Origin of the sequence: Tateyamaria pelophila (assembly GCF_019966495.1) — a bacterium.
In the GTDB taxonomy this organism is placed as follows: Bacteria; Pseudomonadota; Alphaproteobacteria; order Rhodobacterales; family Rhodobacteraceae; genus Tateyamaria; species Tateyamaria pelophila.
The window spans coordinates 1-15,396 of record NZ_JAIMIA010000008.1; the positions used below are offsets into that span (position 1 = coordinate 1).

Genomic DNA, 15,396 nt, shown 5'->3' on the forward strand with positions numbered 1-15,396 from the left:
TCAGACAGAGCCGCCCGGTTCTCTGCGGTCGCCAGTCCCTCGGTCTCGAACCGGCCCATCTGCGACGTGGATGCGGCATGCGCATCGACGGCACGGCCACCGACAACCTGGCGCATCACGGGATCGAGCGCGAGACGGTCGGCGTCATTGACGTCCCCGTATCCTGCCAACCGGCCGTAGACCGATTGCCGAAACAGCCCGTCGAGCCGGTGGATCGTGTTCTTGCCACGGCGATTATCGCACAGGGCAGCAGACGCCAGATTGGACAGACCGAGCGCGTCATCAAGCTCGCGCATCACCAGAAGGCCGCCATCCGAACTGAGCTGAGCGCCCCGGAATTCCAGCCGCACGCGAGGGTCAAAATCCACACGATCTGCCCGCTGCAAGCCCGCACCCTCTGGGTGATCCATGAAACACATCCTCCGCAGCAACCAACGCCATGATATATATAGAAAATATCACGTTCAAGACAGCGAAATCAGAGATCTACTTGGGGAATGCGGGCTGCAAAATAGCTACCCCCAATGAGTGTAATTGCCGGTCATTGATTCATGTTACGGTAGCAGACAATTCTTAGACTCGTTAACTTTTTTGTAACCTATCATCCCGTGGTGCGTCGGGAACAAACGAACGGGGGCGATTTCGGGCCCTGAAAAGACTCAAGAGAAGCGCAGCCCAAAATCCGGTCTGCAAGGTGACGGAAGGCAATGTGAACAAGATCATAACCGGAGAAAAACGCTGGATTGCGAGCTTTATGCTGGATTTGGTCGGCTCGACTGCGCTGACCGAAAAAATCGGGCCAGAGCAGGCGTTTTTGGTCATTGAAGAAGTTGTAAAACAGGCTGTCGAAACGATTGAAGCTTTTGGCGGCTATCCGGTCAATTTTGCGGGCGACAGTGTTTTCGCCATTTTCGGCGCCCCCGTCGCGATCGAAGATGCGACATTGAATGCCTGCCGTGCGGCCGTGAAATTACAATCCGATCTGATGGCGGAACAGAACGAAATCCGGACCAGATTCGGGGTCTCTCCGGAAATACGAATTGGCATAGCGGGCGGTGAGGTTCTGGTGGCCGCCCTCGGGGTCGCGGACAGTCTCAAACTCAATGCCCTGGGCAGCGCCGTGAACATTGCAGCACGGGTACAGACCTTGGCGCCGCCCGGCGAGATCTATTGTTCGCAATCCGTCATTGATGAAATCGAAGGTTTTGTGAAAACCGACTTCGTCGGCGCGGAAATGTTGAAGGGGATCGAAACACCACAGAATATATATCGCTTGGTGGAGGTGCTGGAGCGTAAGTCAAATCTCGATGCCCGTCTGGCCCGCAGTTCTGCCGATTATGTCGGGCGTACCGCGGAGATCGCGCAACTCAGCGACTGGCTGACGTCGCAGGCATCGTCCCCCACGGCCTTTTTGGTCAACGGCCCCGCCGGGATCGGAAAATCGCGCATGGTGCGTCAAACCCTTGACGCCTTGCCAGCCACCCTGAAGGTCGCGATCGCCTATTGTACTCCGGGCGACGCGCAGGCGTCCTTGCGACCCGTTTTGAACCTGATCCGCGACGCGGCGGCAGTGGACGAAATCGCGAGTACCGAGCACTTGTCCGATTGGATGCGCAACCTGCTGCCCGCCGGAGAAGCGCCGAACACGGATCTGATCGACATGCTCTCGCGCTCCGGTATGCGGGCGGTCGAACGGGCCGAACCCAACAACGCACTTGATATCCGGCGCCAGATCAACGCCCTATTGCGTGCCTTATCGGCGGATATCCAGCGGCGACTGGTGATCGAGGACATCCATTGGCTGGATCCCCTGAGCCGCGAACTGGTCGCCGGCCTCTTTTCCGAAGCGGATCCCGGAACGCGCCTCTTGCTGACCAGCCGTGAACCCGAAACCCTTGGTATTCCTCCAGAACTTGTGTCCACCTTGCGCGTTGGCCCGTTGACCGAGGCAGATATCGCCGCGTTGATCGACTCTGCGTTTTCCGATCTCTCGGCCTCCGATACGGTCAAGCGGATAATTTTCGAAAAATCCGAAGGCAATCCGCTGTTTGCCGAAGAACTGGTGCGCCACCTGACACCGGAACAGGCGTCCGACACAGAATTGACATTGCCACCCGGTGTGACGGGCGGGTCGATCCAGAACCTAGTTTTCAGCCGCTTTGACAAGCTGGCCTCGGAAGACAAGGCTGCGTTGAAACAGGCCGCCATCATTGGCCGGGTCATCAAGAAACGACATCTTGAGCACATCACGGGCAGTCCGGAAGCCGCCGCGCGCGTCTTTGATGTGGCCGCAACACATGGGCTGATCGATGCCGCCCCCAACACCGAGCATCAGCGTTTTGCGCACGTCCTGATCCAGGATGCGATTGAACGGAGCATTCCAAGTCTGGAGGCGCAGCAGATGCACCTGCGCGCCGCAGAGATCCTGCTGGAAACAGAAGCCGATATCAGGGATGATCTGGCGCCCAACGTGGCCACGCATTTCGACCGCGCTGGGATGCCGGAACAGGCCATTGCATATTACACGAAGTCCGCCAAATCGGCTTGGCAGGTCTATGCGCTTGATGCTTGTCTGGCGCATTTGGGCCGGGCGGAAGTGCTTTTGGATACGCCCGATGTTTCGATCCCCGATGACCTCTACGCGGATCTCATGATGACCTATTGCCGCGTGCTCGATATTGCGGGCGATTGGAAAAAGCTGATCACCCTGACAGAGAAACAGATGGACCGGCTGTCGCGCCTGAGAGATCGCCGCCCCTTGTCGATCTGCCTGACCATGCAGGCGAAGGGGAGCAATGAGATTGGCCAGTTCGACGCCGCCATGCAGCAGGTGGAGAAGGCCCTTGCCATCGCGGAGGAAGATGGCGACGAAAACGCGATGGCGGTGGCCAAAACCGTCAAGATGGACGTGCTAAACGACTCTGATGACGGTGAGCTTGAAGATGTTCTGCGGCTGTTTGAAGAAACCCGCGCCTATGCAGAGTCGGCTCAGGATCCGCACATGGCGCTGCTCCGGTTTTATGAAATGTCGACCTGCTATCGCAGGCTCGGCGACACACGCAAGTGCGCCGAGTTGGTCGAACAAATGGTGCAATACGGCCGCGATCACAATGACAGCCGCGCTTTTACCTTTGGCGAATGGTCCCGCGCGCTTTTGCTGACCATGGTCGAAGATTACCCCGCCGTCAAAGAGGCCACGGCACACAGCATGCGCAACGCACTGCCCGGAACCTTCGACTATACAACTGCGCAGGTGCTCAACCTCGGCGCGCGGCTGTTGACCGGGGACAAGACGATCACCAGTGATTTCCTCGAAGAGGTTTACAAAAAGCGGGTTGAATGCGGTGATATTTCGGTGGCCGTCGTGACGGCATTCTATTCTGCGAGCGTGCATTTCATAAACGGAGAAATTCGCGCTGGCTGGGCGCGACTGGAGCGTGCCGAAGCGCGCATGGAAGGTGGGGTCGAACGCGGTCTGCGCGCACAGTTTTTCATCAAGAAGGCCGAGCTTTTACTGACGATACGCGGCGTGTTTCCAAGCCCGACGCCGATACCTCAGCTTGCGCTTGCAGAAATGCCGATGGCCATGAAGTTAAGGATGCAGTCTGTTCGCATGGCCAGCGAGATTTATGATCGCCTCGATCGAGAGTTCGATTTTCCCGACGGCTTCCACCGCGCGCGGATAGAAATGGGGCGCGGTCTTGTTGCCAAGGCGCGCGGGAGGCGCGCCAAAGCTCAGGCCCACTTCCAGACTGCGCTGACACTATTTGAGCAACAGGAATTCGACACCCTCACTAATCATGTACGAACCTTTTTGAACTCCTGACGACACCATTCTGAGAGCACTTTCTGAAACTGTGGTCTAGTCCGGTTTCGCCTTTTTTAACATAACAATACTTATCTGATATTTTTAGTGTAATAGTGCATATTCAGTTTAGATTGCCTCAGAAATTTATCCAGTGATGCAATCCAAAATGAATGTGCCAGTATATAATCTGGTTTATCTATTATTTCTTGATACTTACGGGACACTTATAATGCGTCACATCATCAGGGTCGTTATCCCGGTTATAGGGAATGCGCATCAAGCATTCAGTCGGCTTTGGCGCTGCTGCGTCCTTGTTCCGTCGCTTGGCTGAGTGTTTGCGTGGGTGTCAATGCTTCGGGGTCTACAACCAGTTCGATCAGGTATCCGCCTTGTGCGGTGCGAGCCCGCTCCAAGGCAGCGGGAAAGGCCTCCGTTGTATCCACGCGTTCGCCAGACACACCAAACGACGCCGCGTATGCCACGAAATCCGGATTGAACAGGTCCGTCGCCATTTTGCGGCCCGGATGATTGCGTTCCTGATGCATCCGGATTGTGCCCAACATGCCGTTGTTGACGACCAGATAGATGACATCGGCATCATACATCCGGGCCGTCGCCATTTCCTGTGCGGCCATCAGAAAACAACCGTCCCCCGAGATGGAAATGACGGGCCGGTCGGGCGCGGTGATCTTGGCGGACACGGCGGCGGGGACGCCGTAGCCCATTGATCCGCTTGTGGGCGCCAATTGTGTGCGATAGCGGCAATGGCGGTGAAAACGGTGCGGCCAGACGGTGTAATTCCCTGCCCCGTTCGTCAGGATCGTATCCTTTGGCATCGTGTCGGTTATGTGCCGGATCACTTTGGCCATGTTCAGCGTGCCGGGTACGTCCGTCGGGTGTTGAAACGCCTCGTATTCAGCGCGTTGCAGGGCAACCCATTCGGCCCAACGGACCTTGCCATCTCCATCTGGCAAGACTGCAAGGGCTGCAAAAAACGCGGGCGCGCCGGACTGGATCGCCACTGTCGGGTTATAGACATGGCCCAGCTCTTCGCCACTGGGATGAATATGCACAAAATCCATCTGCGGCTCCGGAATATTGATCACTTCATAGCCTTGCGTCGTCATCTCGCCCAGCCGGGACCCGACAACGATCAGCAGATCGACCTCTTCGGCGATGCGTTTGCGCAAATTCGGCAAAGGCGCGATCCCGAGCACGCCCACATAGTTGGGATGATCGTTGTCGATGTAATCCTGACAGCGGAAACTCGTGGCGACCGGCAGGCCGGTGCGTTCGGCAAAAGCTGCTGCATCCTGCGCGACCTGCGCGCTCCAGCCCGGTCCGCCCACCAACAAAAGTGGTTTTTGCGCCTTGGCCAAACGGGCGCCAAGATCCGCGATCAACTCCGGGTCCGGCGACGGTTGCGGCACCGGGTGCGGGGTCAGGTCGGCAACCGAAACCGTCTCTGACAGCATATCTTCCGGCAGTGCCAGCACAACGGGTCCGGGGCGCCCGGACAGGGCCGTTTTCCAGGCACGGGACATGTATTCCGGAATGCGGGCGGCATCATCTATTTGCGCCACCCATTTGGCCATCTGTCCGAAAACCTGCCGGTAATCCATTTCCTGAAAGGCTTCCCGATCCACCATTGAGCGGCCAACTTGCCCGATCAAGAGGATCATGGGAGTTGAATCCTGAAACGCGGTGTGGACCCCATTCGAAGCATTGGTCGCCCCCGGCCCGCGGGTCACGGCACAAATGCCCGGCTTGCCGGTAAGTTTGGCATAGGCATCCGCCATATTGGCCGCCCCGCCCTCCTGCCTGCACACGATGGTCTTGATGCTGTCGGCGTGATCATGCAGGCCGTCCAGAAGGCCAAGAAAGCTCTCTCCCGGAACACAAAAAACCGTATCTGCTCCCAATATCTTGAGTTGGTCAGCGAGAACATGTCCGCCCGTGCGTGGTGTCTGCATTTCGGTCATTCTTTGTCTGTTCCTTCCTGTCTTGCCGTAAGCGCGTTCAGGCCGCTCCAATCGTCTTTCATGTCTACAGTGACATAGCTTGTCCGCCCGCTCACCAAGAAGACGACGACCGAGCCATCAATATGCGACATCTGATCTGTTTTCAGGACTGTTGAATGGTTGTGCAAGCAGACCCCACAATTGGCTACCCATAATCAGTGAGGCAGCGGACGCACCGTGATGACAATCGCAGGACTGACACGGTTCAAAACGCGTAGCTTTCCATCGCGTTTACCAACTCAGTGCTGCTTTGCGCGCAAGCCGCCTGACATGATGCGATCTTTTGCGGTGAGAAATAATGTGCCGCGTCAAGGATGTTGACCGTTCCGATCACTGCGTCCGTCTTCACCGGGATATTCAGCGCGGAGCCGCAGCCAAGGCTTTCAATCAAGGCATGATCCGGAAAATAGATCGCGAATTCAGGGACCGTGTTGGCGACGAAAATCTCGCCGCGTTCGACCACCTGCGTCGTCCACGCGCCCTGCGCCATAAGTTTGGTGCCAGAGACGGGATAGGCCTCTGGATGCGATGAAAAAACGCGCCGCGCAAGACCCGCAGCGCGATCCAGAACAGTCACGGTAAACAACCGCCCCCCTGTTTGCGCATGCAGGGCGCGAAAGATTTCTTCGGGGGGCGGTGTCGTGGTCATTCCTTTTCGACCAGACGATAAAAGACGTAATCCGAGGTCGCGCCGTTGACGAAGCCCTTGATATTATCACGCATTGCGACCTGCTTGATCGCCTGGAACATGATGACATAGGGGGCTTCAGCCTGGGTCTCCTGTTGCAGTTCAAGATACATCTCCAACCGCTTCTCCGCGTCCTGCTCGCCCAAGGCCGCCATCGTCTTGGCGTTCATTTCAGCCGGGGGCATCCACGCATTGCGCCATGTGGTAGTCGAAGCGTATTTGTCGTCCGAATTGTCGGCATTGTAGGCAAAGGCCTTGGCATTGGAATGCGGGTCCATGAAGTCAGGACCCCAATAGAGCAGCATCGCCTCATGCGTCCGGGCACGGTATTTGGTGATGACCTGCGCGCCGGTGCCCGCAACGATCTCAAGGTTGATCCCACCTTCCGCAAACGAGGCCTGCAAGGATTGCGCCATGTCCACAAACGGCGCGGCAGAGATCACGTCTAGCGTCACGTTGATCGGCAGTTCGACCCCGGCCTCAGCCAGAATTTGCTGCGCCTTTTCGGCGTCATAGCTGTAGGGCGTATCTGTCAACGCACCGGGGAACCCATCAGGCCAAAACGCCTGATGCACCTTCATCTGCCCTTTAAGCAGGCTGTCGGCCATGCCTTCGTAATTCACCAGATAGCGCGCTGCTTCCCACACTGCCGGGTCGGTCAGCGCATCGACCTTTTGATTGAACGACACCCAATGTACCGCCGCCTGCGGATATGTCTCGACAACCACGCCTTCGGCGCCCGCCAAGCCACTGACCTGGTTGGGATCGAGGTTTTTGGCCATATCGACGTCGCCTGCTTCAAGCTGCAGGCGTTGCGAAGACCCTTCGGGGTTGTGCTGAATCACCACGCGGTCCATCGCGGGCGCACCCTGATAATAATCCGGATTTGCCTGAAGAATCAGAATTTCAGCCGGGCGATAGCTGGCCAGGCTGAACGGGCCGGTGCCTGCGGAATTATTGTTCATCCACGCGTGGCCCATATCCCCGTCGACCTCGTTGGCCATGACGGTTTTCATATCAACGACGGACGCAGGGCGTGCGGCCAACACGTTCAACACGAAAGACGGGGCGAAATCTCCAACGTAGCGCACAGTGATTGTGTTGCCGTCGGTCGTGACCATTTCGGCGATGTTTTCCGCGGTCCAACCGAGTTGGGTCAGGATGAAAGACGGCGCTTTATCAAGTGCGACCACCCGGGTCCATGAGCCAAGCACATCTTCCGCTGTCAGCGGATTCCCGGAATGAAACGTCACCCCGTCGCGCAGGGTGAACGTCACCGTTTTTGCATCGGCGTCGACGGTCCAATCCGTTGCCAGCGCCGGAGCCAGCACAGTGGTGTCCATCGCATCGTACCGCACCAGCGTGTCGTAGGTATTCGCCACGTACTCGCCCGAGCTGAACTCATAGGCCGAGGCCGGGTCAATCGTCACGATGTCGTCGATGTTTTGTGCCACGACCAGCATGTTGGGCGGCGTTTCCGCCCAAACCGGGGTAAGCGCGAGCGTGCCTGCCAAAAGGCTTGCCGCCAGAACAGATTTCAGATGAGACATCAAAGTCCTCCAAGGCAGAGTTTCAAATCATCGCGCCCTTAAATCGACGCTTGCAGCAAATGCTGCGCATAAGGATGCGTAGCTTCCATGCGCTGCAAGGCGGCCACATCCATAATCTCGACAATTTCACCGTCCTTCATCACGGCCAGCCGGTCACACATGTGACCCACCACAGACAGATCATGGGAGACCATCAAATAAGTCAACTTATGTTCCTGCCGGAGATCGGCCAGCAGGTTCAAAATTTCCGCTTGCACCGAAACATCCAACGCCGAGGTCGGCTCGTCCAACAGCAGGAGCGCAGGTTCCGGAGCCAGCGCCCGTGCAATCGCCACGCGCTGTCTCTGCCCGCCCGACAGTTGGTGCGGATAGCGAAAGCGGAATTTTTGGCCCAGCCCCACATCATCCAACAGCTTGACGACACGTGCGTCAATTTGTTTGAAACCGTGCAAGTGCAACGTTTCGCCCAGTACCTGATCCACGGAATGACGCGGATGCAATGATGCATAGGGGTCTTGGAACACCATCTGTACCGTCTTGAAAAATGCCTTTGGCCGTTTTTTCGTAAGTGCCGTCTGCTGCACGGTGATGCGGCCCGACCAGTTGGGTGCAAGCCCGGTGATCGCCCGCAGGATCGTTGATTTTCCCGATCCGCTTTCCCCGACCAGCCCAAAGCTTTCGCCCTGTGCCACGTCGAATATGGCCGCTTTCACGGCCTCCACGCGATTACGGGCGGTGCCAAACCAGACGTCAAGGTTTTCAATTTCCAGCATGTTCATACGCGACCACTCACGCTGGGTGCTTCAGACCACGCCGGGTCCCGTTTCAGCACCTCCAGCCGGTCGCGCGGCGCATCGAGCCGGGGCAGAGAGTTCAGCAACCCGCGTGTATAGCTGTGCTTGGCCTCGTGAAGTTTGTTCGCCTCACAGACCTCGACGATCCGACCGGCATACATGATCAGCACGCGGTCGCAAAAATCAGCCACAAGGTTAAGGTCATGACTGATGAAGATCAGACCCATGCCGCGTTCCTTGACCAACCCGTCCATAATGTCGAGAACCTGCCGCTGCACCGACACATCCAGCGCGCTCGTGGGTTCATCCGCGATCAGAATTTCAGGGTTCGGGATCAGCATCATCGCGATCATGATCCGTTGCCCCATGCCGCCGGACATTTCGTGCGGATAGGCGCGCATCACGCGCTCGGCGTCGCGGATCGACACGGCGTTCAGCATCTCGATCGCCTTGGCATAGGCTTCGGATTTGGAGGTCTTGTTGTGCAGCCTGTAGGCTTCGATGATCTGATCGCCAATGGTTGTCACCGGATTCAGCGAGAACTTCGGGTCCTGCATCACCATCGAAATCCGCCGACCGCGGACGGCGCGCATTTCCTTTTCAGTTTTTTTGAGCAGGTCGACGCCATCCAGATTGATATGGTCCGCCGCGACGATACCTGGTGATCGGATCAAGCGCAGGATTGCGCGGCCGGTCATCGACTTGCCCGATCCGCTTTCGCCGACGATGCCAAGCCGTTCCCGGCCAAGCGAAAAGGACACACCGCGCACCGCGTCAAACACACCCTGACGGGTCGGGAACTTTACCCACAGGTTTTCAACATCCAGAAGGTTTTCCATCATTCACCCGCCTTCGGATCAAGCACATCGCGCAGCCCGTCACCCAGCAGGTTGAAGGCCAGAGACACGGTAAAGATTGCAAGGCCCGGCATGGTGGCCACCCACCAGTGATCAAGGATGAACCGCCGCCCCTCCGAGATCATTGCGCCCCATTCCGGGCTGGGCGGTTGCGCGCCCAGACCCAGGAAGCCAAGGCCTGCCGCCGCCAGAATAATCCCTGCCATATCAAGCGTCACCCGCACGATCAGGGATGAAATGCACAGCGGCCAGATATGTTTGGTGATGATCCGCAGCGCCCCTGCCCCCTGCAACTGGATGGCAGAGATATAGTCGGAGGACCGGATCGTCAGCGTCTCGGCCCGTGCAATTCGCGCATAGGGCGGCCATGCGGTCAGCGAGATCGCGAGCACGGCATTTTCAATCCCTGCCCCCAGTGCCGCCACAAAGGCGAGGGCCAGAACCAGCCGGGGAAAGGCCAGAAAAATATCAGTGATCCGCATCAGGACGACATCGACCCACCCCCCGACATAACCGGACACCGTGCCCACCAGCAGCCCGACCACTGGTGCAATCAACGCCACCAAGGCCACGATATACAGCGTGATCCGCGCGCCATAAATCAGCCGCGACAGGATATCCCGCCCTAGACTGTCGGTACCAAAGATATGACCCGGCGTGCCCAAGGGTGCCAGCCGGTTGCCAAGATCCTGCACAAACGGATCATGCGGAGAGATCAGCGGTGCGGCCGCCGCGATCAGGACCAACAACAGCAGAATGATCAAACCGATCATCGCCATCGTGTTGGATCGAAACGACAGCCAGCCCTGATAGAGCGCCGACATTTTGGCATGCCGCCGCGAGGTTGGCGTGTCTGTCAGCAACCACGCGCGCAAGTAGTGTTCGGCCATCTATTTGGCCCTCGGGTCAAAGACCTTGTAGAGCAGGTCAGAGAAGATATTGAGCAGGATGAAGATCAGCCCCACCACGACCGTCCCGCCCAGAACAGCGTTCATATCCGCGCTCAGAAGGGCGGTGGTGATATAGCTGCCGATGCCCGGCCAGGAAAAGATAATCTCGGTCAACACGGACCCTTCCAGCAGGTTTGCGTAGCTCAGCGCGATCACGGTGATCAATTGCACGCGAATGTTCTTGAACGCGTGTTTCCACACCACGTCCCATTCCGACATACCCTTCACGCGGGCGGTCGTGACATATTCCGCGCTCAGCTGTTCCAGCATGAACGAACGCGTCATGCGACTGATATAGGCCAGCGAGAAGTAGCCCAGCAGCGAAGCAGGCAGAATGATATGGCTGAATGCGTCTTTGAAAACGTCCCAGTTGCCGTCGAGCGCCGCGTCAACAAGGATCAGACCCGTGACGCTTGGCACGACATCGACGTAGAAGATACCCACCCTGCCCGGTCCGCCGACCCAGCCGAGAATGCCGTAAAACACCAGCAGGCCCATCAGACCCAACCAGAAGATCGGCATCGAATAACCCACGAGGGCCAGAACACGCGCCACCTGATCAATCCACGATCCCTTGCGTACGGCGGCCAACACGCCCAGCGGGACGCCCAGAACGATGCCAATGATAATGCCCAAAGTGGCAAGCTCGAGCGTGGCTGGGAAGACGCGCGCAATGTCTTCGGCAACGGGCCGCGCGTTCAACAGGGAGATGCCAAAATCAAGGTGGATCACGTCCCAGATATAATAGAGGAATTGCACGATCAGCGGCTTGTCGAGGCCAAGCTCAAGGTACACGGCGTCATAGGTGGATTGCGACGCCCGCTCGCCCACAATGGCCAACACCGGGTCAATCGGCATGACCCGACCGATAATGAAGGTGATGAACAACAGACCCAGCAGCGTCACCGCGATCGAGCTGAGGGTCATCGCCGTGGTCTTTATCCATTGCGGAAAAAGAGGCCCCCGGGGGCGCCTCTCGGTGTTGTTGTCGGTCAGCGCCATTTACTTGGTGACCTGCCAGTACGCAGCGGCGGTCACAGCCTGACCTGTAGACCAATTCTTGACGTTGTCGCGCAGGGCCGATTGCTCGATCTGCTGGAACATCATCACGAAGGGGGAGATTTCACGGAACTCCTCCTGGATATCGAGGTACATCTGGACGCGCGTATCCCGATCACCCTCGGTCACAGCGGCCTCGACCTTTTCGGTCAGCCCGCCCGTATCCCAACCGGTGCGCCATGCCAGAAGGCCTGTCGCGTTCGCTTCGTCCGAGTTGTCGGGATTGTAGGCAAACGTGCCCGCGTTGGTCTGTGGATCAGGATAGTCCGGACCCCAGGCACCCAGATACACATCCAGTTCACGCGCCCTGTAACGGCCCAGGATTTGCGCGGCCGTGCCGACGGTGATGTTCACCTTGATGCCAGCCTGCGCGGCAGCGTTCTGGAAGGATTGGCCAATCTCGATCCGCTCTTGTGCTTCGCGCACGCCAATCTCGACTTCGAGGTTCTCGACACCCGCGGCGGCCAGCAGTTCCTTGGCCTTCTCGATGTTGTACGTGAACGGGTTTTCGTCGGAGGCACCCAGATAGGTCGCGGGCAGGAAGTTCTGGTGGATCGTGTACTGCCCCTTGAGGAAGCTGTCGCGCATACCTTCGTAGTCGATCAGGTATTTGAACGCCTGACGGACCTCTGGCTTGGACAGTTCAGGATGCTTCTGGTTCAGCGCCAGATACATCAAACGGCCCTTCAGTTCGTCCGCAATCACGACACCATCGGCAGAGGACGCACCGGCGATATCTTCGGGGTTGAGGTTGCGCGCGATATCGATATCGCCACGTTCCAGCAACAACCGCTGCGAGGCGCTCTCAATGACGTGGCGCACGATCACGCGCTCCATCGCGGGCGCACCGCCGTAATAGTCTGGGTTCGAAGACAGCGTGACACTCTCGTTCGGCTTCCAGCTGTCCAGCTTGTAGGGGCCCGAGCCTGCCGAATTGGTCTTGAGCCAGGTGTTGCCCATGTCGCCGTCGACCTCATTGGCCATGACGACTTGCTTGTCGACGATGCCGCCGATGGTGGCGGTCAGACAGTTCAGCACGAAGGACGTCGCATATTTCTTGTCCGTCGTGATCATCAGCTGGTTGCCATCGGCCTTGATCGTCTCGGTCACGTTTTCGGGCGTGAAGCCGAACTGCGTCAGGATGAAGGCCGGCGTCTTGTTCAGGATCACAGCACGTTGCAGCGAAAACGCGGCATCTTCGGCTGTGACAGGGTTGCCTGAATGGAATGTGACGCCCTCACGCATGGTGAAGGTAATCGTCTTGCCGTCTTCGGACACTGTCCAGCTTTCGGCCAGATCGGGTTGATACCCGGCAGCCAGATCGTTCGGGTCAAGATTGACCAACCGACCATAAACATTGCGGCTGATATCGGAGCCCGCAAATTCAAAGCTCTCGGCGGGATCAACGGTTGTGACGTCGTCAATGCGGTGCGCAATGACAAGCATATTGGCCGGCGTTTCAGCATGGGCGGTAAAGGACGTAACCCCGACAGCAAGGCAGATCGCCGCACTCGTCAGTAGTCTGTTAAAGGCATTCATTTTCAGAACCTCTCCTGTTGCATTTCATTCGTCTGTTCTGGCTTTGGGAGTTATTCCCCCCACGTTTTTTCCAGCACACGCAGCCAGTTCTCGTGGCAAAGTTTTGCCATCAGCGCATCATCATAGCCATTTTGCGCCATCGCGTGCCTCAATTCGGGCAGTTCTGCACAAGAGGTGAGCCCCTCGGGCACAATTGCCCCGTCGTAATCCGACCCGAACCCGACCCGGTCTTCGCCCAAATGTTCGATCAGGTGATCGAGATGCCTCAGCATTTGTTCCAAGGGCACATCAGGCAGCATTCGTCCGTCCGACCTCAGAAAGGCCACGGCGAAGTTCAAGCCAACCATACCATCGCTCTCGCGAATGGCCGCCAACTGTTTGTCTGTCAGGTTCCGCGAGTGCGGGCAGATCGCGCATGCGTTGGAATGGGTGGCGACGAGCGGCTTGGTGGAATGGCGCGCAACATCCCAGAACCCGGCCTCGTTCAGATGCGACAGATCCAGCATGATGTTCATCTCATCACAGCGCCTGACGAGCCGAAGGCCATGATCCGTCAGCCCTGCCCCGATATCGCCGGAGCTTGGGTACCGGAACGGCACGCCATGGCCAAAGATTGTCGTTCTGCTCCAGACCGGCCCGATGGACCGCAAACCGGCCTGATAAAGCACTTCGAGCGTGTGAAAATCAGGGTCAATGGCCTCCGCGCCTTCGATATGAAAGATCGCGGCCATTTTCCCGCTGGCCAAGGCTGCCCGGATGTCAGCACTGGTCCGACAGATGGAAAGCGCTCCGCGTCGCTCAAGATCAAACAGGATCGCCGCCTGCGCCATGACCACCGGAAACGCATCTTCCCAGTCGATAGGATCCGGCAAAGGCAGGTCATAGGTAGGCTTCATCATTTCTTCGAATTTGAAATCCCGATCCATCGGTGAGGGCACATAGACCGCGAAAAAGCCACCTCCAAAGCCACCGGCCCGGGCGGATGGAATATCGATGGCACCGTCACGCCCGGTCAAAAAGCTCTCGGATGCGGACAAGCCGCCTTCCTGAAATAATTTGAGCAAGACATCGTTGTGGCCATCAAAAATGGCAGGACCAGATTTTGTTTCCAAAGTATGCACACTCCAACTTGCGGGCAGCTTACGTCATATTTTCTCATAGACGACTCCGTATTCGATGATAAAAGCTCATGGAGCTATGAGATTATTGCAGAGGGTCCGATGGCGGAAAGAACATGGCACAGCCTTCCGGAGTACGAAGCCCTGCGTGCGTTGATGGAAAGCGGAACAACGTCCAAGGCCGCCGTGCGTCTGGGCCTGTCGCAATCTGCGGTCAGCCGGTCCATTTCCAGTCTCGAGGCCCGTTTGGGGCGCCTCCTTTTTGAGCGTGACGGCGGCAGATTGCGGCCAACCTCCGAAGCCGCGCGCCTGAACAAACGACTGGACCCCCTTTTCGAGGCTCTCGACCGTATCGACGGCCCACCGGAACCGGCACAGGAGACCCTCAGGCTGATTGCGCCCCCAACGTATGCCCATCGATTTCTGGTGCACCACATCGCGACCTTCCTGACGGCCAACCCGCATTTCTTTGTCAGCCTCGAAGTCGCCTCGTCCGAGGAAATCATCCGCAGTATTCAAGAGCAGCGCTTTGATCTTGGCCTCATGGGGGTCGAGATGTCGCGCGAAGGTGTAACGCTGACACCTTACCGTGTTGCTACGGCCGCTTGCGCAATCCCGGACGCGCATCCGCTGGCCGCGCTGGAGGTCATCCGACCACAAGACCTGCACGGGCAACGATTGATCGCGCTGAGCCATCGCCACGCCCGGCGCGCGCAGCTTGACAAGGTTCTGACAAACGTGCGCAGCGTGCCCCGCATCGTTGCCGAAGCCTCCACATCCTTTGCAGCTGTCGATCTGGTCCGGGAGGGTCTGGGCGTCACAGTCGTGAACCCCTTCCCCGTTGCGCAATACAGGTCTGACGATGTCAGCTTTCGCCTTTTTGACTCTCCGATCAAATACAGCACCTATTTCGTGACATCCGAACATGCGCCGACACCCGCCATCGCGCGTGCCTTCATCCGACATTTGCGCCTTCACACCCTCAAGACACCCTTTACCGACAAGGCCTGAG

12 protein-coding genes are annotated in these 15,396 nt (G+C 57.9%); 2 read left to right on the forward strand and 10 right to left on the reverse strand.

Annotated elements, in window-relative coordinates; translation table 11 throughout:
- Positions 1-410: transposase (locus LC354_RS04405; protein ID WP_223421634.1), on the reverse strand; the 410-nt coding region annotated here is incomplete at its 3' end.
- Positions 411-709: 299 nt separating this feature from the next.
- On the opposite strand from LC354_RS04405, the gene LC354_RS04410 reads away from it, so the two are divergent.
- Positions 710-3,826 (forward strand): ATP-binding protein, encoded by a 3,117-nt coding sequence (locus LC354_RS04410; protein ID WP_223421635.1) that lies wholly within the window; start codon positions 710-712, stop codon positions 3,824-3,826.
- Positions 3,827-4,092: 266 nt separating this feature from the next.
- Here the strand turns inward: LC354_RS04410 and LC354_RS04415 are convergent, their stop codons facing one another.
- The 9 genes from LC354_RS04415 to LC354_RS04455 form a co-directional block, all read right to left on the reverse strand.
- Positions 4,093-5,790: a thiamine pyrophosphate-binding protein gene (locus LC354_RS04415; RefSeq protein WP_399202943.1), complete on the reverse strand. Its 1,698-nt coding sequence runs from the start codon at positions 5,788-5,790 to the stop codon at positions 4,093-4,095.
- Between the two features lie 244 nt (positions 5,791-6,034).
- Positions 6,035-6,478, reverse strand: a complete 444-nt coding sequence (locus tag LC354_RS04420) for a GAF domain-containing protein (RefSeq protein ID WP_223421636.1) — start codon at positions 6,476-6,478, stop codon at positions 6,035-6,037.
- Positions 6,475-8,067 (reverse strand): ABC transporter substrate-binding protein, encoded by a 1,593-nt coding sequence (locus LC354_RS04425; protein WP_223421637.1) that lies wholly within the window; start codon positions 8,065-8,067, stop codon positions 6,475-6,477. Before LC354_RS04425 ends, LC354_RS04420 begins: the two co-directional genes overlap by 4 nt.
- 38 nt (positions 8,068-8,105) lie before the next feature.
- On the reverse strand, positions 8,106-8,846 hold the full coding sequence (locus LC354_RS04430) for an ABC transporter ATP-binding protein (protein WP_223421638.1): 741 nt from the start codon (positions 8,844-8,846) through the stop codon (positions 8,106-8,108).
- On the reverse strand, positions 8,843-9,700 hold the full coding sequence (locus LC354_RS04435) for an ABC transporter ATP-binding protein (protein WP_223421716.1): 858 nt from the start codon (positions 9,698-9,700) through the stop codon (positions 8,843-8,845). Before LC354_RS04435 ends, LC354_RS04430 begins: the two co-directional genes overlap by 4 nt.
- The gene (locus tag LC354_RS04440) at positions 9,700-10,608 is read right to left on the reverse strand and encodes an ABC transporter permease (protein WP_223421639.1); all 909 of its coding nucleotides are present in this window, start codon (positions 10,606-10,608) and stop codon (positions 9,700-9,702) included. The genes LC354_RS04435 and LC354_RS04440 overlap by 1 nt, the downstream gene beginning before the upstream one ends.
- Positions 10,609-11,670, reverse strand: coding sequence for an ABC transporter permease (locus LC354_RS04445; RefSeq protein WP_223421640.1), 1,062 nt, complete (start codon positions 11,668-11,670; stop codon positions 10,609-10,611). It lies immediately after the preceding gene.
- Positions 11,671-13,266, reverse strand: coding sequence for an ABC transporter substrate-binding protein (locus tag LC354_RS04450; RefSeq protein WP_223421641.1), 1,596 nt, complete (start codon positions 13,264-13,266; stop codon positions 11,671-11,673).
- Between the two features lie 50 nt (positions 13,267-13,316).
- Positions 13,317-14,378 carry a dipeptidase gene (locus tag LC354_RS04455; protein WP_223421642.1) on the reverse strand — a complete coding sequence of 354 codons (1,062 nt, stop codon included), beginning with the start codon at positions 14,376-14,378 and terminating at the stop codon, positions 13,317-13,319.
- A 108-nt stretch (positions 14,379-14,486) separates the two neighbouring features.
- Between LC354_RS04455 and LC354_RS04460 the strand changes: the two genes are divergently transcribed.
- Positions 14,487-15,395, forward strand: coding sequence for a LysR substrate-binding domain-containing protein (locus LC354_RS04460; RefSeq protein WP_223421643.1), 909 nt, complete (start codon positions 14,487-14,489; stop codon positions 15,393-15,395).
- The last annotated feature ends 1 nt before the right edge of the window (position 15,396 follow it).

Excerpts from the sequence above, each read along its gene's own strand:
- LC354_RS04425 (WP_223421637.1), bottom strand. The coding sequence starts at position 8,067 with ATGTCTCATCTGAAATCTGTTCTGGCGGCAAGCCTTTTGGCAGGCACG.
- LC354_RS04415 (WP_399202943.1), bottom strand. The coding sequence starts at position 5,790 with ATGACCGAAATGCAGACACCACGCACGGGCGGACATGTTCTCGCTGAC.
- LC354_RS04430 (WP_223421638.1), bottom strand. The coding sequence starts at position 8,846 with ATGAACATGCTGGAAATTGAAAACCTTGACGTCTGGTTTGGCACCGCC.
- LC354_RS04460 (WP_223421643.1), top strand. The coding sequence starts at position 14,487 with ATGGCGGAAAGAACATGGCACAGCCTTCCGGAGTACGAAGCCCTGCGT.
- LC354_RS04420 (WP_223421636.1), bottom strand. The coding sequence starts at position 6,478 with ATGACCACGACACCGCCCCCCGAAGAAATCTTTCGCGCCCTGCATGCG.
- LC354_RS04435 (WP_223421716.1), bottom strand. The coding sequence starts at position 9,700 with ATGGAAAACCTTCTGGATGTTGAAAACCTGTGGGTAAAGTTCCCGACC.
- LC354_RS04450 (WP_223421641.1), bottom strand. The coding sequence starts at position 13,266 with ATGAATGCCTTTAACAGACTACTGACGAGTGCGGCGATCTGCCTTGCT.
- LC354_RS04440 (WP_223421639.1), bottom strand. The coding sequence starts at position 10,608 with ATGGCCGAACACTACTTGCGCGCGTGGTTGCTGACAGACACGCCAACC.
- LC354_RS04445 (WP_223421640.1), bottom strand. The coding sequence starts at position 11,670 with ATGGCGCTGACCGACAACAACACCGAGAGGCGCCCCCGGGGGCCTCTT.